This is a genomic window from Cyclobacteriaceae bacterium (assembly GCA_013141055.1).
Taxonomy (GTDB): domain Bacteria; phylum Bacteroidota; class Bacteroidia; order Cytophagales; family Cyclobacteriaceae; genus ELB16-189.
Genome location: JABFRS010000001.1, coordinates 2913660 through 2937874, shown reverse-complemented (window position 1 = coordinate 2937874; position 24215 = coordinate 2913660). Strand labels below are relative to the sequence as shown.

Annotated in this window: 19 protein-coding genes; 4 read left to right on the top strand and 15 right to left on the bottom strand. The window is 41.5% G+C overall.

The window, feature by feature from the left end:
• The 5 genes from HOP08_13095 to HOP08_13075 form a co-directional block, all read right to left on the bottom strand.
• Complete coding sequence (locus HOP08_13095) at positions 1-1179, bottom strand: OmpA family protein (GenBank protein NOT75855.1); 1179 nt, start codon at positions 1177-1179, stop codon at positions 1-3.
• Between the two features lie 216 nt (positions 1180-1395).
• Entirely contained in the window at positions 1396-2313 is a 918-nt protein-coding gene (locus tag HOP08_13090; protein NOT75854.1) for an OmpA family protein, read from the bottom strand.
• 91 nt (positions 2314-2404) lie between these two features.
• On the bottom strand, positions 2405-4714 hold the full coding sequence (gene pbpC / locus HOP08_13085; GenBank protein NOT75853.1) for a penicillin-binding protein 1C: 2310 nt from the start codon (positions 4712-4714) through the stop codon (positions 2405-2407).
• 121 nt (positions 4715-4835) lie between these two features.
• A complete protein-coding gene (locus HOP08_13080) occupies positions 4836-5264 on the bottom strand; it encodes a nuclear transport factor 2 family protein (protein NOT75852.1) in 429 nt (142 codons plus the stop codon).
• 9 nt (positions 5265-5273) lie between these two features.
• Positions 5274-6287 (bottom strand): fatty acid desaturase, encoded by a 1014-nt coding sequence (locus HOP08_13075; protein ID NOT75851.1) that lies wholly within the window; start codon positions 6285-6287, stop codon positions 5274-5276.
• Positions 6288-6476: 189 nt separating this feature from the next.
• On the opposite strand from HOP08_13075, the gene HOP08_13070 reads away from it, so the two are divergent.
• On the top strand, positions 6477-6953 hold the full coding sequence (locus HOP08_13070) for a hypothetical protein (protein NOT75850.1): 477 nt from the start codon (positions 6477-6479) through the stop codon (positions 6951-6953).
• A gap of 82 nt (positions 6954-7035) precedes the next feature.
• On the opposite strand, the gene HOP08_13065 is transcribed toward HOP08_13070, so the two are convergent.
• From HOP08_13065 to HOP08_13045, 5 genes are all read right to left on the bottom strand, one after another.
• Complete coding sequence (locus HOP08_13065; protein ID NOT75849.1) at positions 7036-12591, bottom strand: hypothetical protein; 5556 nt, start codon at positions 12589-12591, stop codon at positions 7036-7038.
• A 130-nt stretch (positions 12592-12721) separates the two neighbouring features.
• On the bottom strand, positions 12722-13810 hold the full coding sequence (locus HOP08_13060) for a bifunctional 3-deoxy-7-phosphoheptulonate synthase/chorismate mutase type II (protein NOT75848.1): 1089 nt from the start codon (positions 13808-13810) through the stop codon (positions 12722-12724).
• Positions 13811-13827: 17 nt separating this feature from the next.
• A complete protein-coding gene (locus HOP08_13055; protein NOT75847.1) occupies positions 13828-14727 on the bottom strand; it encodes a prephenate dehydrogenase in 900 nt (299 codons plus the stop codon).
• On the bottom strand, positions 14724-15926 hold the full coding sequence (locus tag HOP08_13050) for an aminotransferase class I/II-fold pyridoxal phosphate-dependent enzyme (GenBank protein NOT75846.1): 1203 nt from the start codon (positions 15924-15926) through the stop codon (positions 14724-14726). The genes HOP08_13055 and HOP08_13050 overlap by 4 nt, the downstream gene beginning before the upstream one ends.
• Before the next feature lie 10 nt (positions 15927-15936).
• Positions 15937-16773 carry a prephenate dehydratase gene (locus tag HOP08_13045; GenBank protein ID NOT75845.1) on the bottom strand — a complete coding sequence of 279 codons (837 nt, stop codon included), beginning with the start codon at positions 16771-16773 and terminating at the stop codon, positions 15937-15939.
• A 309-nt stretch (positions 16774-17082) separates the two neighbouring features.
• On the opposite strand from HOP08_13045, the gene HOP08_13040 reads away from it, so the two are divergent.
• Entirely contained in the window at positions 17083-17523 is a 441-nt protein-coding gene (locus HOP08_13040) for a hypothetical protein (GenBank protein NOT75844.1), read from the top strand.
• Between the two features lie 22 nt (positions 17524-17545).
• Here the strand turns inward: HOP08_13040 and HOP08_13035 are convergent, their stop codons facing one another.
• Positions 17546-18049, bottom strand: coding sequence for an SET domain-containing protein (locus HOP08_13035; protein ID NOT75843.1), 504 nt, complete (start codon positions 18047-18049; stop codon positions 17546-17548).
• 6 nt (positions 18050-18055) lie between these two features.
• Complete coding sequence (locus tag HOP08_13030; protein NOT75842.1) at positions 18056-19552, bottom strand: hypothetical protein; 1497 nt, start codon at positions 19550-19552, stop codon at positions 18056-18058.
• A 40-nt stretch (positions 19553-19592) separates the two neighbouring features.
• Here HOP08_13030 and HOP08_13025 point away from each other — a divergent pair, with 40 nt between their 5' ends.
• Together HOP08_13025 and HOP08_13020 are read left to right on the top strand one after the other, a co-directional pair.
• Complete coding sequence (locus tag HOP08_13025) at positions 19593-20570, top strand: NAD-dependent epimerase/dehydratase family protein (protein NOT75841.1); 978 nt, start codon at positions 19593-19595, stop codon at positions 20568-20570.
• Between the two features lies 1 nt (position 20571).
• Positions 20572-21294: a glycosyltransferase gene (locus tag HOP08_13020; protein ID NOT75840.1), complete on the top strand. Its 723-nt coding sequence runs from the start codon at positions 20572-20574 to the stop codon at positions 21292-21294.
• Position 21295: 1 nt separating this feature from the next.
• On the opposite strand, the gene HOP08_13015 is transcribed toward HOP08_13020, so the two are convergent.
• From HOP08_13015 to leuD, 3 genes are read right to left on the bottom strand one after another with little or no spacing between them, the layout of a single operon-like run.
• Positions 21296-22459, bottom strand: coding sequence for a 2-isopropylmalate synthase (locus tag HOP08_13015; GenBank protein ID NOT75839.1), 1164 nt, complete (start codon positions 22457-22459; stop codon positions 21296-21298).
• 42 nt (positions 22460-22501) lie between these two features.
• The gene (gene leuB, locus HOP08_13010) at positions 22502-23599 is read right to left on the bottom strand and encodes a 3-isopropylmalate dehydrogenase (protein ID NOT75838.1); all 1098 of its coding nucleotides are present in this window, start codon (positions 23597-23599) and stop codon (positions 22502-22504) included.
• 1 nt (position 23600) lies between these two features.
• On the bottom strand, positions 23601-24185 hold the full coding sequence (leuD, locus tag HOP08_13005; protein NOT75837.1) for a 3-isopropylmalate dehydratase small subunit: 585 nt from the start codon (positions 24183-24185) through the stop codon (positions 23601-23603).
• Positions 24186-24215 lie beyond the last annotated feature (30 nt).

Below are 24215 nucleotides of genomic sequence, written 5' to 3'. Positions count from 1 at the left end.
TTAGTGTCGTATAACCTCCACTTCAATTCTGTCATTGTAGTTGGCATAAACGCTGGTTTGAGGATAAACCATTTCCTTACCACCTTCTCCTTTGGTAGAAATGCGTTCTACTGAGATTCCTTGTGACACCAAATATCGTCTTGCAGATTCAGCTCTAAGATCTGTCAATTCCTTGGCAGAACCGGTTTTTTTCACGTTCCCAGGATCTGATTCAAAGAATTTAGTGCTGGTTCCAAGCGTGACGATGTCTCGGGATTCTGTTCCATTGCAATGACCATGGATCTTAACTTTGTAGGCCAGATTTTCCTTCATAAGATCTACGAGTCCGTCCATTTCATCTTTGAATTGTGGCTGCATGACTACTGAGTTGCGATAGAAACTGACGTTGTTAAATTCTATATAATCTCCTCGCTTCGCACGGGTAAGGGTAAGAGGAATGATAATCTCACCATCAGGACCTGTGCCGGATGAAGATGGAAGCGGATCCTTATAATTGATAGTTGTTTCCAAAACCTTATAACCAGGTGCTACCGTAGTGATGAACAATGTCGATGATGCATTTCTTGGTGCAGGCAAATCAATCATTTCATTTGCCTTATAAGCCTGATACTGGGTAGCCTTTTCTGATTCTGAAAAATGCAACTCACCTCTAACTTCATTTCCGTTCTCAGCATTCAGGAATTTAAAATCGAAGAACTTATGCTTTGCTACTTTTTTTACAACTGGCTTAACAATTGTTGAGGAGTCTACTTTTGTAACTACAGGAGTTTCAACAACAGAATCCTTTACTACAGGTTGTTCAACCACAGGCTTTTCTACTACTATAGGCTTTTCAACAATAGGTTGTTCCACCGGCATAGAATCCTCTCCCAAATGACCATTGAAAACCCATGCATCCTTATACTCTGAATCAAGTTTAATCTTAATAAGAAACGCAAACGCTTTCCTTTTTTCAGCAGTCTGAAGTATGTAAACATAATAGAGTTTACGGGCAGGATTAATTGCGTAATGAGCACTGAAGCCGACCCGGTTTGCTTTGGCGGTAAAGCGAACGGCATTGTCCTGAACAGCAAAAACCCCGATAGTTACATAGTATTCCTGGGGTGCTGATTGTGCCACGACCGAAGTACAGAGGGCCGAAAACGCAATTATCCAGAACGAAATTGTTAATGCCTTCATAGTTTAAAAAGATTTCAATTTCTCTAAGGTAAGAAATAATCGAAAATTCGATGCAATTGGCAAATAAAGAAGGGGTTTTAGCCTTCGACGCAGGCATTTGAAAGCTCTGCCCCTTTGTTTAAGGCCTAAAAAATGAGCAATTCACTGTCTTTCCTAAAATAACAATTAAGAAATACCTGACGCAAAGTGCATCAGGACTTAAACCAGACTAGACCGTTATTTTACAATTTCGATCTCTACACGAACGTTGGCTTCAGCCTTTTCATCGTCGACTTTAAAGAGAGCTTTCTTTCCGCCCCACGCCTTAACGGTCATTCTTTTCTTGTCAATGCCATGGGCGATCAGGTAATCACGGATTTCGTTGGCGCGCAACTCTGAAAGTTTCTTTGCCGAACCATAATCTTCTACAGTGCCATCCAGCGAGAAATAATCTTTGCTTGTTGGAGGGCGCTTGATGATTTTACCAGGGTCATTTCCATTGGTATGACCATGTATACGAATTTCTTCCTTTGGATTGTCCTTAAGAATCTGAACAAGTTTGTCAACTTCATATTTCGATTCCGGTCTTAATACAGCAGCATCCTTATAGAAGAATATATAGTCAAGTCTTCCAATTTCTCCCTTTTTAGTAGCCATCACCTGTTTGTCGACTTCCGCTTTAATTCTTTCCTCAACAAGACGAGCTGAATCCGCTGCGCTCATTTTCTTAGGTTCTTCAACCACAACAGGTTCAGCTTGTTCAACCACCGGTTCGGTAATGACTGGCTGCTCAGTAACAGGATGAAAGTCTTTGTGTTCATCTGCAGCTGCAAGATCTTTTACAGCTCCTCTGAAAACCCAGGTGTCTCTGAATGAACCCGTTCCACGAATGCGCTTAGCTTCAGCAAGGGCAGCATCACGATCTTCGGTTTCAAGCACAACAACATAGTATAAATTCTTGAAATTGTTTAATTCAACCTGGGGAGTAAGTCCTTTTTTCTTTGCGAAAACGACACATTTTTCTGCATTTGCTTCAACAGAAAACGCACCCACTACCACGACAAATCCACTGTGTATCAGTGGTATATTTTGTTGGGAGTTTGCCTGCCCCACAAGAGCAAAAAACAAAATAGAAATCAAGCCAATCGTTTTCATTCTGATGATTTTAGAAATAGACTTTGCAATATTAATTCTGCGCACCCTATAAATTTATTCAATTTCCGCTAAAATATTACATTCCTGAAGGTTAATCACCTGAAATTACGGTAAATGAGCGTTGTATGGTCTCACCCAAGTCATCTACGAGCGTAAGAACATGCTGCCCTTGTTTGGCTCCTATCGAAAAACGATGACTCTTTTGAGTTGATCCGAGAAAGTGCCCATCAATATGCCAGAAAATAACTGAAGCGGAATTCCGATGTGTAGCTTCAAATACGGTAGTGCTTGTTTTTCCATCCAACTGTACTGGCAGATATATTTTTGAATTGACTTTAGGATAAATAATATCCATTGATGCGATAGATGCTGGATCAGCACAATCATTCCGATACGCAGGAAGCGAACGATAGTACAAGTTTCCGATCTTAAAATAATACTCCTGAATAGCGGGGAGCACAAACCAACTTACAGACTTCATTTCATTTACAGATGCACACTCACTGTGTACACGATATTTCATGTCGGGAGACAAATGAATTAGTTTATGGTATTGACATAAAGCAGAAGTCAGTCCTGCTACTGGAATTGATACTGTATCAACCTTATCACACAATGATGACGCACGTTGACCACTCATTGAACATACTGCAGCACTTGTTAATTCTGATTGAGGTTTCTGAAACCATGTCTGACCATGAAGAATAGCAAACAGATCAAACATTAATGGAGCTGCTGCTTCAGTACCGGTTAATCCAGGTCTTCCTTCACCATCTGCATTTCCGACCCATACTCCTACTGCATAATCCGGAGTTACACCAACTGCCCAACCATCCCTGAATCCAAAGCTTGTTCCTGTCTTCCACGCAATAGGTGTCGTGCTGCTAAAATGCTGCCATCCGGTTTCTTCACCCGGCCGATATAATTCTTTTAAAGTTTCAAATGTCAGCCAGAGTGATGAAGCACTTAGGTATGAGGACGACTCAAGAACTGTATCGGGAAAATTTGTACGTGTAAATAAAGGCGAATGAAAATCCATTCTATTGTATCGATCCTTCCCGGGATATTGAAAATAATTATTCAGTGTACGTGCCGCAGAAGCATACATTCCTGTGATATCCCATAATGAACCTTCCGCACCTCCCAACACCAGCGACAATCCATAATGGTCTGGGGATTTTTTTAATGTACTCATTCCGATGCTTTGAAGAAGCCTATAAAATTTTTCATAGCGATAATCCTTAAGCTCATAAATTGTTGGAACATTTAAAGATCGGATTAGGGCCTTATCGGCAGGAACTGCTCCGTCATACTGTCGTGAGAAATTCTTCGGCGCAAATCCACTGATCAAAGTTGGAACGTCAGGTATCAACGTACCAGGAAGCATTTTACCTTCATCAAGCATGGCTGCGAAAAGGAAAGGTTTAAGAATGCTGCCTGTACTTCTGGGAGCCTGGATGACATCAACGCTTTGTTCGTGGTCATCTCCTGATTTTGTATTTCCTACATATGCAAGCACTTCGCCTGACCTTACATCCACAATTAAAGCAGCTGCATTAAAAACCTGATTGGCTTGTATTCTTTGAAAGTGATCATCCACTATCTGCTCTGCCCTGATCTGAATCTCCTGATCAACAGAAGATCTCACTACCTTCTGTCTGTACCCCGCTTTCACCACCTGATCCAGCAAATGTGATGCATACCGTGGCAAGGGCTGAGGTTTCTCAGGAATAGGTTCTGTTATTGCAAGTTGAAAACTGATCTCATCAAGCTCATGCTGCTGAAATAATTTTTCAAGAAGATGATTACGCTTTGCCTTGAGAAGATCACGGTTCCTGGCAAGATGAATCAATGATGGATTATTCGGAAGTACTGCCAGCAATGCTGCTTCTCCCCATGACAATTCCGCGGAACTCCTTCCAAAGTAGCGCCAGCATGCAGCTTCGATTCCAACCACATTACCTCCGAAAGGTGCATGTGATGCATAGAATTGCAGGATTTCTTTTTTTGAATAGCGAAGCTCAGCACGTGTGGCAAGAATTACCTCTATGATCTTTTGAAAGACGGTGCGGTCTGGATTCTTCCTTGACAACCGAATCGTTTGCATGGTAAGTGTACTACCCCCGCTAACCACATGACCCGCCTGAATATTCATTCTTATCGCTCTGCCCAATGCAAGAATATCAATGCCTAGATGATTCATGAAGCGTTTATCCTCATAAGCAATAATGGCTTTCTGAAATTTTTCATTAACGGTGTCTATCTCGGGAAATCGCCATTGTCCATCAGAAGCAATCGCTGCTGAAAGTAAATGACCGGAATGATCTTCCAGAACAGTGGAGTATGAGCTATTGAAGAGTTTTTGAGGAAGAGAAAAAAAGTACCAGAGCAATAATACCATCGCAAGAAAAAAGAGTATGATTCTTTTCCTTGTAAAAAACGTCTTCAGTGTGTTAGTGATCTGCAATTATTTAATTGGAATGACGAATATCCAACGTCGAATGCAGAAGTGCAACGCACTGTTACGGCATTTTGTTGGCGTGACGGGAAGCAAGTTTCCAAAGGTTTCCGCTTTTGACATAAACCTCAGTATAGCGGAGATCCATCGCAAAAGCAGTTCCATTAGTAACTCCTTCAAATCTTCCAAGGCCGGTAACAATCGCTGAGTTGGAATACAATCTCACTTTGGAATCTTTCACTTCCACTTTTTGATATACAAGTTTACCACTCTTAAGATCATTCACTACCTCATCCTTACTTTGAATCCAGCCATTGGAATGAATGTACTGAACTTTATCATCCAGAACTTTTACAAGTGAATCATACTGCTTGTTGAGTAGCCAGTCAAATTTCCTTTTGGACAATTCCAGGATACTCAGCTCCTGAGAAGTCTGAGCAAAAGCTGTAATAATTCCCAGCGAGAGAATTACAATCAACGAAACTTTCTTCATGATGATTAATCAGCGTTCTACACCTTCGAGCACAAGCTCAGCATCCGGTTTCGATTCATCTGTTAGGGCAACTTTGCCGCGCTCCTGGCGAAGTATCCGCATGTACAGAGATATGTTCTTGTCAAAAAGGAAACGGAAAAACAGTTTGGTCCAGGAGTTATGAGACTTTAATGAATCATAATATTCAGGAGCTTGATTTTTCAGTTCAGGCAATTTATTCCAAGGAATGGAAGGAAAATCATGATGTTCGTTATGAAATCCTACGTTAAAAGCTACAGCATTCAGAGGACCATAATAACTATATGTTTCCTGTTTCTCATCCAAGGTCAGGTAATGTTCCTGAATCCAGCGAGCCCCCAGAGGATGAAGACCTACGGAGAAGAAGAAGCTAAATAATAAAAAGAAGAATGCTTTTGGTCCGAAGAATACCCAGATAGCAACATTAAATGCAATTTGAACTATCCAGTTTGCAACGATCCATCCATCCACAGGCTTGATCTCTTTCAAACGGAATGTACGGATCGCCTGAAATATCGGAAAGAATAAAAGCCAGAGTGCTTTTCCAAAAAAGGAACTGTTTATGAGTTTCGCTTCCCAATAATCAGGAAGATCTCCGTCTAATTCATGAACACCTTGAAATGAATGGTGCTTGATATGGTAGCGCACAAAAGAAATAGCACTTGGAAACATGTGAGGAAGGTTTGCAACAATCGCCGCTGCAAGGTTCATTCCCTTCTTTTTAAATAACAAGTTATGAGTGCATTCGTGGATCATTACAAATAATGCATGATTTGCAAATGCCCCACCAATGTATGCTGCGGCTACCACAATCCACCACGAAGCGTCCCTCACGAGATAAGCTCCACCGACCATTCCGCCAACAAGGCCCAGGATCGCCAGGATAGTGCCTGGATTTTTACCCATCAGTTTTTTGATCTGAGGATGCTTTTTCATGATCTCATGAGTGCGTCCACGATGCGGCTCAGGGCCGGAAGAGAAGCGGAATTCAGTTGTTTGGGCCATTGTAACTAGTAAACTGCAAATTTAAAAAGAAATTGTTAAGAGATGAATCAGATTTCACAGGCAGCCTTAGACTTAAACCGGAAAAACCATTTCTGTGTCACAACAAATACTGACAATAATGGTTCGGGAACTTATTCCTCATAACCCTATCAAATTCCTTTATAACTTTCGGATTATATATACTAATTAATGGATTCCAATATAAACATAAGCTACTTCCCCAAGACAGAGGCAATCATTTATGGACTTGTCGTTTTGCTTTCAGCAGCAGCATGCTATTTCCTTGGACTAAGCATCATCTTTCTCGTCGTACTTGTAATACTATTTTACTACATAGTTATGTCCGGATCGGCTATAGTCACTCTGGACGATGAGACTTTGAAGATCACCTCTATGAACATTTTTTCAACCCCTCAATCTATTGACATCGCATCCATTACAAAAGTGAGAGGCATCATTGGTTATGATGGGCATAGTACTGGTGGATATTATATGTTTTCCGGAAGGCGACTGGAAATTGAAATGAATGGCGATAAAGAAAACAGAATTTACTTTCCAGTCTTAAATCAGAAGGCTGAAAAGAAGATGGTCAAGGCTCTGAAAAAACTTACGAAAAAAGAAAAGGTCGTTGAAGAGAACGAGGAGATTGAAGAGAGTGAAGATTAAAACTAAAAAAGCCGAATTCACAATTTTGAAGATTAACTTCATCATTCTGAATCCGGCCTTGATTATTTTTTCTAAGGATACTCTATTGAACGCTTCTCTTGATTACCTGGACTACTTGTCCTTTCGTTCTGGCATAGACACCATGATCATACATTGCTTCACAACTCATCGCCGGTAAATAATAGCTTCCTGCATAAGTGGCGGTTAGCATCACTTTGAATGTCTTCCGCTGACCAGCATTGATATCAAAGTAAGTGTATACGCGATCATCACGAATATCCTGATAAGTGAAGACATCGTTCTTAAGCATATCCTCGGCACCATCCAAACGAAGATTATTAATCTCCCAGCCTGAAGGGAAGATCTGATTCAATGCAAGATTCTTGTACGCTCCACGAACACCTGGATGTGAAATGGTAACAGTAGCAATAAACTCAGTTCCTTGTTCAAGACTGGAAGGATCAACAGCTCCACCATCTGCATCTGCATAAGTCACCGACAATCCTAAATTATTGCTGGCCTCCATTTCTTCGCCACGCGCCGGCACGCCTTCAGTAATTATGCGTGCGAATAAGGTCGACTGACTCTGGCTTTCAATTTTAATAGCACCAACCTTCACACCATCGAATGGAAGACTTACCTGAGCAAAGGTGAGGTCCGTACTGACTGGCACATTCTTTCCATTAAAAGTATAAGTGAATTTTAATGGACCCTTCTTTTCAGTTCCGGCAAACATTCCCACTGCCTTTAAACTCCAGGCAACCGATTGAGTACTCATCCAGGTATTTGAATTACTTAACGAAGCGGATATATCTTTTACCAATTCAAAAGCTTTCGTACGATCATTCAACAATAAAAGTGTTTCAAGAATGATCGCTTTATCACGAACATCCGATCCATACGAATATGCCATCTCCTGGTACGGCTTAATACTTGTTGGAAGATTGGCAATTAAAGTTTTTGCTGCCTCCTGTTGTCCGGCTTTAGCATAAGCAGCAGCGAGCATCCAAACTGATGTTACCGGAAGATTCCCCATTTCACGCATACGGTTCATAGAAGCAAGGTCAGGATCACCAGCTAATGCAAGTGTGTACAACCGATACGCCTGAATCAACTCACTACTCTGGAATTCCTTATTCTTTCTCCATTCCACAGACTTATTCTTTTGGAATTTCTTCCAGCGTTTCAACATATCACTTGGAACGAAATAACCTTTGGCCTCTGCCTCCAGAAGAAAATGACCCGCATATGTAGCGCCCCAGCTTTCAGAATCCTGATTTCCTGGCCAATATGAGAATCCGCCATCACGCGTGACAAATAGCTTCAACCTCTCAATGCCTGCACGAACGTTGCGCTGCGTTGTCACCTTTTCATCTTCCGTCAATGCCTTTACCTGATCCAGATAAAGTTGAGGGAAAACAGAAGATGTTGTTTGCTCAATACAACCGTATGGATATTGCATCAGGTAACGAAGTCGCTGACCAAGATTGATTGGCGGGAGGCTTGACACTTCCAGCATAGCTGTGTTGGTCCCTAATATCCCAACCGGCGCTACCGTTGAATTAAATCCTTTGCCAGGCTCCATTATACCTTCAATTACTTTAGTTACCGGCGGATTTGGATTACGGATCTCAATATCAATTACATCAGTTGCGCTATAGCTTCCGGAAGAAACTGTTACTTCAATTTTTGCTATTCCGGTTTCACCTCTGACGGTAAGATCAAAATCCGTCGTAAGGTCTTCTTTATCCATTGTTACTGATCTTGAAGCATCGCCAGATAATGAAACAGGTCCACTCACCTTCACCTCCACTTTCACATTTTTTATGCTTTTCTCCATGGAGAAAATCGTCACGGGCAACTTTAATGTTTCCTCAGGCCCTAGAACCCGTGGCAATGTTGCGAGTACCATTAATGGTTTGCGTACTGGTGTTGCTTTATCAGTCGCACCATATGCACCTTCATAGCCTGCAACAACCATCGTTTTAACAGAACCAATGTACTGAGGCATGATAAACTTATGTTCGTTGCTGCCTCCATCCAGTGTAAACGGTCCTAAAAACTTTACAACAGGTTTAAATCTGTTTGCCTTAGCATCATCTTCCTTACTTTTTGCTGCCATGTCACCACCAACAGCAAGAAGTCGCTCGATCTTTCCACCGAAAGCTCCCATGACTGCATCATAGATATCCCAGGTTTTTATACCCAGAGCTTCGCGTGCATAGAAACGAGACCAGGCATTAGGAGTAGTGAATCGGGTTATATCAAGCAAACCTTCATCTACCACAGCAACCGTGTAGGTCATTTTTCTTTTCGATTTCTCAGATATTTTAATCACCACTTCCTTTCCAGGCTCCAATACATCCAGCATTGTAATGACTGGGTCTAAATGAGTTTTTGGATCCTCCACTGTAACAGGTATGACACCATACATTCTTATTGGAAGATCATTTATGGTTTGAGAGTGTGGTTGAAGAAGTGTTACACTTACAAAAACATTCGGCGTCATTTCCGGTGTAACATCAAAACTAAATTTGTTGTCGCCGCTTTTTGTTTCAACCCAGTATGTACCGATTACGCGACTTCCATTCTCAATGCTGACGAGCGCACGACCATTGTCGCTTCCAGGAATTACAAGATTTGCTTTTTCGCCAATGCTATATCCTGGCTTATCAGAAGATACCGAAAGCATGGCAGCTCCCTGAGATTCATTTTTTGCCCGACCTGCCCAACCCGGCCAATCGATATAAACTACTTTCGCCGTGCTGTGACCAGAAACAGGATCCGTTGCACGAACCAAAAATCTTCCCCATTCAGGATATTTCACTTTAAAATTCCAAACTCCTTTACCATTGACAGTTTTAATCCGTCCGGAAGCAATTGGTGTTGAGTTATTTGCCGACATGTAATTGGCATTTCCTTCTGAACTATCCCACCACCAGCGCCACTCAAGTTTAGAAATGGTCATTTGAATATTATCACGCGTAACGCCATTACCGTCTGCATCCAATGTTACTACCTCCACGCGATGAGTGGTATCGGTTAACAACATTCCGCGAGCCTTATCGCCTTGCGGAAGACGAATACCGGTAAATGAAGAATAAGGATAGAACGGAAGACTGAAACGATCAATGCTGAAATTTCCGCTTTCCTCATACACTTTACCTCTAAAGATTGCATTTAGCATGCCCGCCGGTTCACCGCTAACTTCAAGTGAGGCATTGATTTTGGCGTTACCGTCATCATCGGTATATCCTTCAAAGATTGGCTTCGCTTCACTGTCAACTCTCTTTGCCGGATCATCAAATGTGTATTCAGGATATTTATCAAACTTGGTTTGAGCTTCGGTCAGCAGAACTTCGAATTCTGCTTTCAGATTTCTTCCTGGTGAACCGGCCAACCAATTTACATTCAGTGTTCCTGAAATATTATTATCCCCAACAGTGATCTTATCTTTTCCAAAGTCAAGCTTGATCTTTAAGCGATTAGGCTTGATCGTTTCAATCTTAACCGTCTGAGTGAATTGAGCTCCACCGACTTTGATCCTCGCCATCCAGTTACCGGTAGGTGCGTCAGGTGAAGTAGTTGTGGCAAATTTATAAAAACCATTCTCTGATGAGGATCTTACAAGTCGTTGCGTCACTTGCCCTTGCGGATTCTGCAATTCCATCACAACAGGATGTGCGGCCGGAAGAAGTTTTAATTTATCCTCCAACAGGAAGGTCAGGTATAGAGAATCACCTGGTCTCCAAACACCACGCTCGCCATAAATCAATCCTTTCAAACCTTTGTCAACATGCTCTCCTCCTACGTCAAAATTGCTAAGTGAAAGTGACTCACCGTCTGCCAATCTCAAATAACCACGCTGTGCGCCATTTTTGGCAATCAACGCAAAGGGAGTTTGCTTAGAGCTGATGGATACTTTTCCGTCTGTGTCCGTATTGGCAACACCGGTTAACTGTTGCTGGAAATCATAAAGCTCAACCTGAACACCACCCTGAGGTTTTGTGGTTTTTAGATCATTAATAAAGACAATAGTATTTCCATCACCACCACGTTTCACCATGATGCCAAGGTCAGATGCGATCACATTGCGTCGTATGGTGCGACTGTTTGTATAGTAAGATGAGTTACAAGGATTGTCGCGTTGTTCCCAATCGTAATTTTCATCGTAGTCGTAATCATTATAGTAATCCCAATTACTTGCTTCATCCTCCGCCTGATCCCAATCCTCCTCTGCCAATGGAGTTTCAACAGCATCTTCACCCTCCGGGCAATTATAGACAGAGTAGGCTCTCTTAAATCCTACACTTACCTGGTAAATGGCCCCTGGCTCGGTATTTATAAATTTTGAAAGATCAATCGTATAACGACTCCACTTTCCAAGATCATTGCCAGAACCTTCCAGGGAAACCATCTTTTTTATAAGTGATTTTCCTACACGTCGAATTTCCGAGTTGCCATCAAAATCATTGACTTGCAGAAATTGAAGAACATTTCTTTCGTAGATCTTGATGATCTGAATATCAACAGCTTTCAAGTTGACTGCTTCAAAAGGAAGAATCAACCCATCAGTTGAAGGAAGAATATTTCCCTTACCAATAAATCTTACCAATGGAGCCACCTGTTCAAAGATTACATCGAAGGATCCGCCTTCTGCCATGCGATAGTTTAAAATGTTTTTTATTCCCGCCTCTATCGTCAGTTTCTTGGAACCTGTTTGACGTGCTGGAGGAAAAATATGGATTTCATTATCCTTGATCTCAAAGTCAAGGGATGGAATGTCAGAGAAAGAAAGAAGTCCGGCAAGATTTTGCTTTTCACTTAAAGGATCCGAAAACTGAACCACTACATGCTGATTGGAACTTTGCTCCACTTTTACATTTGTAACTTTGAAATCTCCGAGCGCAGGAATTTCAACATCCCTATTATCCATTTGCTCTATTCCAATCTCCTTTCCATTAACAGAAAGAACAACATTGCTTGCTTTATCCTTGCGGTCAACATCTTCTACTATAAAAGCATGATGCTTCCCTTCACCAGTATGAATCCAATTTACTTTCAAGGATTTTCCTTCCTGGTCCGCCGTGAGCGTTTTCTCAAGAGATGATTCTTCCGCAAAATCTGCTGTGAATAAGACCCCTTCAATTTTCTGACGTTTTAATTCAGTTTTTACGTAAGGCTTGATATTATCAACTGTAAGTTCAAAGTTCTGAGGGATTACCTGGAATGAGTAGAGGAATGTCTTTAGATCAGAAGGAACATCCAGAAGACGGGAAAGATTGAATTCTACCTCATATACCGTCCCGGATAACATTCTTCCGTCAGGACGAAACTCTACAGTATGCCTGTCCACCCAGATAGTTTTTCCCTTTAAAGTAGGACTGAAGTTGAAAAGCTTCACTGAACTTTCTCCCAATGCAGTTGAGTCAACTGCATCCTGTGCCAGCACAATCTGAATATTTGAACCTGAGCCAACAACACCTGCTGTATAGGACGATATATATTCTCCAAAAGCAGGATTAACACCACCCGAAATAGTTGTGGAGCTTTTGGCAGTTTTAAAATAAAGGACACCAGCAACGGCGGCGGCGAGAACAATGACACCAATGGCAATTTTCTTCCAGGGAGAGCTCATAAGAAAGAGTTTGAATTTGAAACTTGAGGATTAGGCCGAAGGTCGGAGATTTATTAATGCAACAAAAATCCCGCGCCATAATTAAATTATCGCAACGGGATTATTAAGCTTTATAAGCCGTAAGCCTGAATTACACTTTCACTTCGGTCTTATTCATCACTTTGGTCTGGACCTGAATAGATTCATGGTGAACCAATCTCAACAGGTCACGGGTGAATCCTTCATCAAGTCCCATTGCCTTTCCAAGGGCGGCACGGGTCTGGACGATTTCTTCCCAGCGGTTAACCTGAAGAATCGTGACATTATTCTCTCTTTTATACTGACCTATCTTTTCAGATACCTTCATCCTGTTGGCCATTTTCTGCATGATCTCGTCATCAAGCTGGTCAATCTGTTCACGGAGAAGGCTCAACGTATCCTTGAATGTCTTATTATCAGACGAAGCAGTACGAACAACAAGGCTATCCACAATCTTCGCGAGAACAGATGGTGTCACTTGCTGCTTGGCATCACTCCACGCTGCATCCGGGTTAAGATGACTTTCAATCATCAACCCTGCCATATCGAGATCAAGTGCTTTCTGAGCGACCATTGCAATCAACTCTCGATTTCCAGCGATGTGACTTGGATCGCAAATCATTTCAATTCCGGGAACGCGGGTCTTTAGTTCAATTCCCAAATTCCACATCGGCGCATTACGGAAAGGTCCTTTTTCGAAAGATGAAAATCCACGATGGATGGCTGACATTTTATTGATACCAGCGCGGCTTAGGCGCTCGAATGCACCAATCCACAATTCGATATCGGGATTGACTGGATTTTTAACCATCACTGGAATATCAACACCTTGCAACGCATCAGCAATCTCCTGAACAGAGAATGGATTCACTGTGGTGCGGGCACCGATCCAAAGAATGTCCACGCCGGCTTTGAGGCAGGCTTCAACGTGAGCGGCAGTTGCCACTTCGGTTGTGATCGGCAATCCTGTTTCCTGCTTCGCCATGACGAGCCACTTCAAGCCATCTGCTCCTGCTCCTTCAAACTGGCCGGGGCGGGTGCGGGGTTTCCATATACCTGCGCGAAGAGCATGAACTTTTCCAGTAGCCGCAAGCTGGCGGGCAGTTGTGATCATCTGGCTTTCTGTCTCAGCACTGCAAGGACCGCTAATGATCAATGGTTTCGTGATCTTAAGTGCTGATGTGATTGATTCGAATTGCATATCTTAAAATTTAAATACTAGGAATGAATGATGGTTTTATCTTCTGTTTCTTTTGGTTTTGCTTCAGGAAGCCCGGCATCTAAAACCTTTCGGATCTTATTTGCCTCTTTCATAACACGATAAAGCTCTTTTGTGTTCCGCTTCATAAGCTGATAATGGAAACGCTGAAGATGCATAATATACTCTGATATTGCCTGACCGAGATATTCAGCATTTTGCTCAAAAATCGGTGCCCACATATCCGGAGAGCTTTTCGCAAGACGAACAGTTGAAGTCAACCCGCTTCCCGCAAGGTTGAAAATGTTTTTCTCGTCTTTTTCAATATCGAGCACTGTCTGGCTTAGTAAAAATGAACTAACGTGTGATAGATGTGAAACGTACGCAACATGGCGATCATGTTCATCCGGATCCATGAAAATTGTTTTCATTCCCAATGCTTCAAATATCTTCTCAGCGATCGAGAGAGATACGTCAGAAGATTTATCACGTTCACAGATGATATTCGTCTTGTCAGCAAACAAGCCTCTGAATGCCGCTTCAGGACCTGAGTTTTCAGTTCCTGCGATCGGGTGTGCTGCAACAAACTGCTGGCGATTAACATGATTACTTACGGAACGACATATCAATGATTTTGTGGAACCGGTATCAATCACGACTGCTCCCTTTTTAATAACATCCAACACCTGCGGCAACAGCGCATTCATAATGTTTACGGGAATTGCGAGAATAATAATATCCGCTTGTGCGATTGACCGATCTTCATGGTCAATGCGATCAACAAGACCGAGCTCTATCGCTTTTTTTCCATTCTCCTCATTCAGATCCACACCAACAAGCTCTGTGGCAAGACCTGCTTTTCGCAAATCAAGTCCGATAGAACCACCAATCAAGCCAAGACCAACAATTGTAATTTTCATGCTATCGCTTTCGGGTGAAGAGTTGATTGTTTTGAATCCTGTTTTTTCCAGTTCGTAATGCGCAAAAGTGCTTCGTTCATTTTTTCTACAGGAGCACAAAGAGAAATGCGAATGTGCCTGCGGCCTGCTTCTCCGAAAATAAATCCAGGAGTAATAAAAATTTTCGTTCCATAGAGAATATCATCGATCCACTTTTCAACTTCTTTAATATGATCAGGAGCTTTGGCCCAGATGAATAAACCGGATTGTTTTTCTGAATAGGTACATTCCAGTTCTTTCATAATATTTTTTGCAGCAACACTCCGCTCACGATAAACCTTGTTGAGCTCTTTAAACCATTGCTCGCCGTTTTTCAATGCTTCCACTGCGGCTTGCTGTAGTCCAAGGAACATTCCTGAGTCCATGTTGCTCTTCACACGCAGGACGGCATCAATAAATTCTTTTTTACCAGCTACCCATCCTATACGCCAGCCGGCCATGTTATGAGATTTGCTCAAAGAATTTAATTCCAGCGCCACTTCCTCAGCTCCTTCAATGGAAAGAATGCTTAAAGGAGCATCATTAAGAATTCGACTATATGGGTTATCGTTTACAATCAGGAATTGATTCTTTCTTGCCAAGTCAACCAGTGCTTTCATTTCATCGCGGGATGCAACATGGCCCGTTGGCATGTGAGGAAAATTTACCCACATAATCTTCACCTTTGAAAGATCCTGGTTCTTCAATGATTCGATATCAACGCCCCAATCCAAAGATTCTTTCATCTCATAAGTTCTGATTTTTGCCCCTACAAGTTTGCCAACAGATGAATAAGTAGGATAACCAGGGTCAGGAATCAGAATCTCATCTCCTTCATTCACAAATGCCATAGCAATATGCATGATTCCCTCCTTTGAGCCCATGAGAGGTAAAATACCCGATTCCGCATCAAGGGAGACACCGTACACATTATTATATAGTGTCGCGATCCCCTGACGAAGAGCAGGAATACCTTTGTAGTTCTGGTAGCCGTGATGGGAAGGATTTTGAGCAGATTGAGTTAACGCCTCAATTGTATCGCCGGATGGTGCAAGATCAGGACTTCCGATACCAAGATTAATGACACGGAGTTCAGGAGTATCAAGTAACCGAACCTCAGCAAGTTTTTTGCTAAAATAGTATTCCTCAACGTTTGCTATTCTGTCTGCTGTTTTGATCATGTTCTTGACTTCAGAATTTTATATCCGCTTTTTTATACTCACCCAGCACACTCAGGTTGCGTGTCTGACGCAATACCTGATTAAGTGCCAGATCATAGTTTTTCTTTTTCTTCCATTCAACATCCACATGAATTGAATATTCGCGAGGCTTTCCAATAATTGGGATCGACTGGATCTTTGTCAGGTTGATACTATTGTCCTTGAATGATGTTAACACATTTGCAAGGCTTCCTGCTTCATTAGGTACCTCAAACCAAAGAGATGCTTTATTGCTGTCAGTTATTTCAGTATTCTTTTTTGTGAGGATCAGAAAACGGGTGAAGTTCTTCTTATGCGTTTCAATTCTTTTTTCAAGAATTTGAAGTCCGAATTTTTTCGCGGCATGTTCATTGGCGATGGCTGCCGTGTCTCTAAGTTTTTTCTCCTTTACTTTTTTTGCTGACAATGCCGTATCCTCACTCTCTTTGATCTCAACACCTTCAAGTTTGTTAAGAAACTCTGTGCATTGACGAATGGCCATCGGATGAGATTCAATGCTCTTGATGTCTTTTAGCTTAACACCAGGAAGGGCAAGTAAATGCATGTGAATAGGGAGATACAATTCGCCAACAATAGCGAAATGATATTCCTGCAAAAGGAAATAATTTGGAAGGATGCTTCCTGCAATGGAATTTTCTATGGCCATGACGGCGTAGTCTGCCTGATCGTGTTTCAAAGTTTCACAAAGTGCATGAAACGAAAGACACTCCACCGTATCGATAGGACTTTGGAAATGCGTCAATGCAGCCACCTCATGAAAGCTGGTGGCTATACCCTGGATCGCAATTCTTAATTTCTTCTTCTTCATTTCTGCCCTTATTCAAATAGTGTTGTCAAAAAAAAATCCCGGATGAACCGGGACTTTTGGAGTTTCTGTTATCTTTTTAAATGATCAACAAAGCGCTCTGTCAGTCCCGAGGGATTGATAGAAATAGAAGTAAAAATAAAATCGCTTGTTGTTCATGTGTTATTCTGAAGGCTAAGAACGTAGAAAATTACTATTTCACCAACCTGCACTCAAAGAAATTGAAAAATTCTTACCGCCACTAACTACTGTTAGTCGGTAAAGGTTGGCCTGCATGGGGTAAAAAAGTAACTTTGCTCAAAATCAATCCATATGAAAATCACCCTTATCGCCATTTCCTTCTTGATTTTAGTTGCCTGTGGCAAGACTGCGGATCATAGTAATCACAATCAGGCTGGCAGCACAGATTCTGACAATCCAAATCAGGCCCTATATAGTGAGATCATGGATATTCATGATGAGGTGATGCCTAAGATGGAAGACATCTATAAGCTTAAGCAGACTTTAACAGAGAAAGTCACAAATACTCCTGACATGCCTGAAGCTCAAAAGCTCGAAATTCAGGCAACGATCGCCAGACTTGATTCTGCAAACAACTCTATGATGGATTGGATGCATAGTTTCAGTCCACTACCCGATTCTGTAGACCAGGAAAAAGCCAGAGAGTATCTTGAGATGCAAATGGAGTCTATAAAGAAGGTGAGAGATGTTACCAATGAGACACTTGAAAAGGCTCAAAAGATTAAGAATTAAGAAAACTTTTTTAGGACACGTATCACTTTTTCATTTTCTTCTTCTTGCTCTTTTTGAGGATTTCGTGAGGCAATAAAGATTTTGATTTCTTTCCTTCTTTGGCAATTCTCTCTGCCTCAATCCTGACATTGTAACGGATGGCCTGCCAGTATTCGCCACCGTAACCAACAAGGATCTCTGATCGGGCCGGGATATCACGCGTGGCAACAATAAAGCATCGTTTCTTCTCAGTTTCGTATTCTGAATTGTTTTTCAAACCTTCCACGCGAGCAATTCCTTTTGCGTCATTGGCAAAATGAGCAAAGCCTTTGTGCTTCCATGCATCGATAACATAGTTATTGGTGAAGAAGAAAACGTAGCCGTTACGATCCTCAGGCATCTTTTCAGCTTCCTTCCAGGTAAGAACTTCTCCTTTGTATTCAACAATCCTGGTTCCTTTTGGAATAAATACTCTTGTAAACAACCCTTTTCCGGCGCCTGGCAACTGAGAACGTTTGGTATATAAATTCTTTTCCTGAAGAGCCATCAATAATTAATCTTCGATTTTGTAAAAATGATAAAATTGAGTTGAATGAACCAGTCGAACAGCGGGTAACTCCAGTGGATAACGACTTAAAATATAATTCACCTTCAATTTATGATGCAGTTGAAATCTTACTTCGGGCTTATCCTGGGCCGTGGCAATATTGGTTGTGTACAATATAGGATGACCAGAAGCGGTAGAAAAAGGTAGGAGTGCTTCTGCAGCGGAACCATAATCGTATTCATTATAACACCAGACTACAGTTACTTCAGAATCTTCTGAGATGTGATTGGTTAGTTCATTCAAAGCAGACTGGAAAGGTTTACTGTTCTGCCATCCATTGTAAGCATTTTGTCGTTCTAGAATTGTGATGGAAATATTTTCATACAATAGAGGGAAAATTAACATCCCTCCCATCAAAATGCCGTACTTAAGCATGGGTGGTGAATTTGTTACCATGAGCACAAAAATGATCAATGGAATCAGGATGGCAGACTGCTTCAGAAAATACCAGGGTCCTGCCGAATAATAAGCCATCAATGCCCCCACCAGTGAGATGCTTACAAGAAGAGCAGCAAGCAACAATCTCTCTTTGGTTTGCCACCATCGAACCATGGCAATTCCCATTAACAAAAGCAAAATATAAACTCCAAAGGAACCGCTTTTTAAAAGAGAGAAAGTATTCCGCATTGTTGCTTTTATCGTTTTGAAAATAAATCCAAAGAGGTCAAATTCAAACAACTGATCAATTTTCTGCATATCACCAGCATAGGGAGGCGCGGTAAAGTAACGCATGTACAGAAGTGTGATTCCAAGTCCAACAAGAAATACAATAATCATTGAAATCATCATCTTCCTTGTCTGACTCAATCCGATTAATGACGTTAACCAAAAGATAGCAGTAGACCTTAAAAGCACAACCGCGAAGACAAGTCCAATAAAAATGGTCACATATAAGTTTCTCTTCCTTACATCCTTTGCCTGATAGATCAGAGTGATCAAAAGAATAAAGATGATGGCAAAAAAAAGATGAATGGATTCAGGAAAATAAGTAAAGATGTAACCTGTAAACTGTTCTGTGAAGAGAAGGGCGCTGCAGAAAAGCAATCTGCTTTCCAGAGAAGAAGGAATAAAAAAAATAATGGTGATCGACAGAAGAGCGAGCACAAAATGAATCTTTATAAACAAGGTTGGATCCTCTCCAAAAAAATCCTGACTCGCACCATACATCACGGCATACCCTGGCCCATACCAATTCATCTGACCAATCCGGGAAACATCTTCTGTGATGCAGCCCTCCGCACGTACAGACCCGGTTTCTGAGAAAACTTTCGCTGAGCAATAATTGATTACCTCGTCCTCATACGCCAGATAATATCGATTATCAGAGACAGCCCGAAAGAAAAGAAAAGTTAAAAAGCTGATTTGAAGGGCGATCAGAACCTTTAGTAATAATAAACGCTGGCTTTTTAATACTTCCAGCATACTTTTGACCCTTCCTTTCATACCAAAATGAAATCAATTTCCAGAAAGGTAAATTTAAGAAATGAAAAAGAACGTATTAATTACCGGAGCCGCAGGAATGATCGGGTCGCATCTGACCGAAGAACTGCTTAACAAAGGTTATAACGTAACCGGAATTGATGATCTTTCTTACGGAAGCCTTATCAATCTCGAACCCTGCATTCATCATCCTAATTTCAAATTCTACAGAGTCAACATTCTTGATTTCGATTCTCTTAAAATTCTCGGAAAAGATATGGATACCATTATTCATATGGCGGCCGTTAAAAAGATCTCTGAAAAAGATATCAGCCTCCCAACCCTTTTGGTAAATACTAAAGGAACTGAGAATGTTTTGGAGACCGCTAAAATGTGGGGGTGTAAAGTTCTTTTTGCTTCCACATCTGATGTCTATGGAATGTCCCCAGATCTACCGCTCAATGAAGATGGCGATCTCTTACTCGGGCCAAGCCTTATAAAGCGATGGAGCTATGCCGTATCAAAATTATATGGAGAGCAACTTTCATTTGGATATTTTCATGATCATAAAGTTCCGATTGTCATCATCCGTTTTTTTGGAGGGTTCAGTCCAAGGTCAAGTTTTGCCTGGAGTGGCGGGCACGTTCCGATTTTTATTCGTTCGATCATGAATGATGAAGAAGTGATCGTCCATGGAGATGGGCTTCAGACACGTTCTATGGGTTTCGTATCCGATCTGGTAAAAGGCACTATTCTCGCACTTGAAAGTGAGAAAGCAGTTGGGGAGATTATTAATATCGGAAATGATGAAGAACTTTCCGTTTTAGAAACCGCCAGACTTATTCACAAAATCACCGGATCAAAAAAAGAACTTAAGATAAAATTCGTTCCTATGAGCGAAGTGTTTGGTAAATACAAGGATATTCTCAGACGAGTTCCGGATCTGTCAAAAGCAAAAAGAATTCTTGGTTACGAGCCTTCTGTAAAACTGGAAGATGCTGTCAGATTAACAATTCAGGAAATCCAAAAAAGTAAATCCTGAGATGATCTTCTTCCTGATCCCGGTTTATAATGAGACTGCCAACCTGAAGAATCTGTATGGAGAGCTTACCGCATGGCAAAGTGTGCAGAACATACATTATGTTTTTTCTGATGACGGATCAAAGGACAGATCAAAAGAACTAATAACAGAATTATTTAGTGGCAGGCTATACACTGTACTTGGAGATGGGATTAATCGCGGCCCGGGTGCAGCGTTTAATACTGGCTTTCAATGGATTCTAAAAAACTCAAAGCCAGAAGACATTGTTGTAACTCTTGAAGCAGACTGTACCTCTGACTTAAAAATTCTAAACATTATGCTCGGCCTGCAGTCAATGGGCTATGATCTTGTGCTGGCATCAGTATATGCACAGGGCGGCGGCTTTGAGAAAACATCATTCTTCAGGAAGTTTATCTCGGCAGCAGCTAACTTCATGTTTCGCTTTCTGTTTGATGTGAAAGTACTGACACTCAGTTCCTTTTATAGGGTCTACAGCGTTTCATTGCTGAATAGAATACAGGAAAAGTATAATGGAATTATTACAGAACCGGGTTTTGTATGCATGCTTGAAGTTCTGGTTCGTTCCATTCATTGCAACGCACAGGTCATTGAAGTCCCAATGCAGTTGCATTCTTCAAAACGCGTTGGCCAGTCGAACATGAACGTTGTGAAGACGACGATTCAGTACTTTAAATATTTACTGAAGGGGAAATCTTCCCAATAGATCACTTAGCAACCAACACCGGAAGACTTGTGATGAGAACTATCAGATCAGAGTCATTAACAAGTTTCTTTTCATCAGCCACCAGCAGGAAGTTTTCATAAAGCGAGTTTAGTTCCTCACCTTCATATCGATATCCAAGCAATTCAGCACGGTGCTTTAAAGCAGCGCGACCACTTCGCGCCGTCAAAACAATAGAGGAAGATCCAACACCCACATCTGCAGGATTTATAATTTCATAATTTTCTGAATGCTTCAGAAAACCATCCTGATGAATACCTGATGAATGAGCAAAAGCATTCTTGCCAACGATCGCCTTATTAGCCTGAACAGGCATACGCATCATGGAACTAACCAGCATGCTCATTTCAGAAATTCTTTCAGATTTGATATTTGTATGAAGACCAAGGTCACTATGCGTTTTAATGATCATAGCAACTTCTTCCAACGCGGTATTACCTGCACGTTCACCAATTCCGTTGATTGTTACTTCCGCCTGACGGGCACCATTCAGTAAGCCCGCCATTGTATTTGCTGTGGCAAGACCAAGATCATTGTGACAATGAACTGAGATCACCGCTTTATCAATATTTTTTACGTTCTCAAACAAATACTGAATTCGTTTCCCATAAAGATGAGGAAGGCAATACCCGGTAGTATCGGGGATATTAACGACATCTGCGCCTGCAGCTATAACCGCTTCCGTCAGCTTCGCCAGAAATTCAAGATCCGCACGACCAGCATCCTCAGCATAAAATTCAACTTCATATCCTTTTGATTTCGCGTATTCTACCGCCCAAACGCCTTGTTCAAGAACTTGTCCTCGATCGCTCCGGAATTTATGTTTGATATGAACATCGGAAGAACCAATTCCTGTATGAATTCTTCCATGCTTAGCGTGATGCAACGCTTCTGCCGCCACATCGATATCTTCTTTTTTGGCTCGGGTCAATCCACAAACAGTAACATGATTAACGGCTTTCGATATTTCAACTACTGATAAAAAATCACCAGGACTTGATATTGGGAAACCAGCCTCGATCACATCCACTCCCATAGCTTCAAGCTCACGGGCAATGATCACCTTCTCTTCTGTCTTCAGCTGACAGCCAGGGACCTGCTCTCCATCGCGAAGCGTCGTATCAAAAATCTGGATCTTGTTGCTCATTATTTAAGTCGTTAATTGTTATTGTTTATCAGATATCAAACTCTATCGATTGGCTGAAATACTTGCCAATGATAAATTTTCAAGAACCTGACTTCCCATTGATTGCGTGTTTAGTATTTTATTCTTCGCTGTCGTAACGTGTGCTATGTCTACTGTGCGATAACCTTCTTTTAATGTTTCAGAGACTGCTTTCAGAACTGCTTCTGACTCTTCCTTCATTCCAAATGAAATATCTAACAGCAGGGCCACTGATAAAATCGATGCAAGAGGATTTGCAATTCCTTTGCCCGTAATGTCGTGGGCACTTCCGTGAATCGGTTCGTATAGACCTACTGTATCTCCGATAGAAGCAGATGCAAGCATTCCCATAGAACCAGCTATTTGCGATGCTTCGTCTGTAAGAATATCACCAAATAGATTTCCGGTTAGCACCACATCAAAGCTTCGTGGAGATTGAATAAGTTTCATGGCCGCAGAATCCACGAATTGATGCTCAAGTGTTATATCTGGATATTGCTTTCCGATTTCCTGAACAGTCTCTCTCCACAAGCGTGAACTTTCAAGAACATTTGCCTTATCAACAGAGGTCACTTTTTTCCTCCGTGTACGAGCTGCCTGAAATGCTTTATGGGCTATTCTTTCAACTTCATAACGTTGATAGATCATGATGTCGTAAGCAGTGTTTCCCTCGTCCTTTCTACCCTTCTCTCCAAAGTAAACATCACCAGTAAGCTCGCGGAAGAAAAGAATATCAGAACCTTTCAATATTTCAGGCTTGATACTGGATGCTTCAAGCAATTCATCAAAAAGTTTGATCGGTCTTAGGTTAGCATAAAGACCAAGCTCTTTCCTCATTTTAAGCAATCCTTGCTCAGGCCTTACTTTTAATGTCGGATCATTATCATATTTAGGATGACCTACCGCTCCAAATAAAATTGCATCACAGTTTTTAAGCTGACCTAATGTTTTGTCCGGTAATGCTTGTCCGGTACTCTCGATAGCATCATGTCCGATGATTGCATCTTCAAACAGAAAACTATGTCCAAAGTCTTCAGCAATCTTCTGAAGCACTTTCTTACCTTCAGTAGTCACCTCTTTACCAATTCCATCTCCCGGAAGAATTACTATTTTCTTATTCATATTAGTGCGCCAGGTCAAATTCACGAATCTCACTATTCAGACTGAGCAGATAATCAATGTCATCGTAGCCATTGATCATACAAGTCTTCTTATAAAGATTGATATCAAAACTTTCAGAAATTCCATTCAGAGAAACTGTCTGCTTTTCAAGATCAACAATGATCTCAGTGTTGGGATCCTTTTCGATGGCTTCAAACAATTTTTTTAAATAGGCATCGGATACCACTACCGGAAGCAAGCCATTGTTCAGTGCATTGCCTTTAAAAATGTCAGCAAAGAAACTTGAGATCACGACCCGGAATCCGAAATCAAAAATCGCCCACGCCGCGTGCTCACGACTGCTTCCACAACCAAAGTTCTTTCCAGCGACCAGAATTTTTCCCGAGTAAATGCCAGAGTTCAATACAAAATCCTTTACTGGATTATTATCTGCATCAAATCTCCAGTCGCGGAAAAGATTGTCGCCAAAACCTTCACGGGTAGTTGCTTTAAGAAAGCGCGCAGGAATAATCTGATCAGTATCAATATTCTCAACTGATAAGGGAACCGCAGTGGTGGTAAGCGCTATAAATTTTTCTTTGCTCATTAAAATTCACTGTTAGCTGTTCAGACCAAC

Excerpts from the sequence above, each read along its gene's own strand:
- HOP08_13095 (NOT75855.1), bottom strand. The coding sequence starts at position 1,179 with ATGAAGGCATTAACAATTTCGTTCTGGATAATTGCGTTTTCGGCCCTC.
- HOP08_13090 (NOT75854.1), bottom strand. The coding sequence starts at position 2,313 with ATGAAAACGATTGGCTTGATTTCTATTTTGTTTTTTGCTCTTGTGGGG.
- pbpC (NOT75853.1), bottom strand. The coding sequence starts at position 4,714 with ATGGTATTATTGCTCTGGTACTTTTTTTCTCTTCCTCAAAAACTCTTC.
- HOP08_13080 (NOT75852.1), bottom strand. The coding sequence starts at position 5,264 with ATGAAGAAAGTTTCGTTGATTGTAATTCTCTCGCTGGGAATTATTACA.
- HOP08_13075 (NOT75851.1), bottom strand. The coding sequence starts at position 6,287 with ATGGCCCAAACAACTGAATTCCGCTTCTCTTCCGGCCCTGAGCCGCAT.
- HOP08_13070 (NOT75850.1), top strand. The coding sequence starts at position 6,477 with ATGGATTCCAATATAAACATAAGCTACTTCCCCAAGACAGAGGCAATC.
- HOP08_13065 (NOT75849.1), bottom strand. The coding sequence starts at position 12,591 with ATGAGCTCTCCCTGGAAGAAAATTGCCATTGGTGTCATTGTTCTCGCC.
- HOP08_13060 (NOT75848.1), bottom strand. The coding sequence starts at position 13,810 with ATGCAATTCGAATCAATCACATCAGCACTTAAGATCACGAAACCATTG.
- HOP08_13055 (NOT75847.1), bottom strand. The coding sequence starts at position 14,727 with ATGAAAATTACAATTGTTGGTCTTGGCTTGATTGGTGGTTCTATCGGA.
- HOP08_13050 (NOT75846.1), bottom strand. The coding sequence starts at position 15,926 with ATGATCAAAACAGCAGACAGAATAGCAAACGTTGAGGAATACTATTTT.
- HOP08_13045 (NOT75845.1), bottom strand. The coding sequence starts at position 16,773 with ATGAAGAAGAAGAAATTAAGAATTGCGATCCAGGGTATAGCCACCAGC.
- HOP08_13040 (NOT75844.1), top strand. The coding sequence starts at position 17,083 with ATGAAAATCACCCTTATCGCCATTTCCTTCTTGATTTTAGTTGCCTGT.
- HOP08_13035 (NOT75843.1), bottom strand. The coding sequence starts at position 18,049 with ATGGCTCTTCAGGAAAAGAATTTATATACCAAACGTTCTCAGTTGCCA.
- HOP08_13030 (NOT75842.1), bottom strand. The coding sequence starts at position 19,552 with ATGAAAGGAAGGGTCAAAAGTATGCTGGAAGTATTAAAAAGCCAGCGT.
- HOP08_13025 (NOT75841.1), top strand. The coding sequence starts at position 19,593 with ATGAAAAAGAACGTATTAATTACCGGAGCCGCAGGAATGATCGGGTCG.
- HOP08_13020 (NOT75840.1), top strand. The coding sequence starts at position 20,572 with ATGATCTTCTTCCTGATCCCGGTTTATAATGAGACTGCCAACCTGAAG.
- HOP08_13015 (NOT75839.1), bottom strand. The coding sequence starts at position 22,459 with ATGAGCAACAAGATCCAGATTTTTGATACGACGCTTCGCGATGGAGAG.
- leuB (NOT75838.1), bottom strand. The coding sequence starts at position 23,599 with ATGAATAAGAAAATAGTAATTCTTCCGGGAGATGGAATTGGTAAAGAG.
- leuD (NOT75837.1), bottom strand. The coding sequence starts at position 24,185 with ATGAGCAAAGAAAAATTTATAGCGCTTACCACCACTGCGGTTCCCTTA.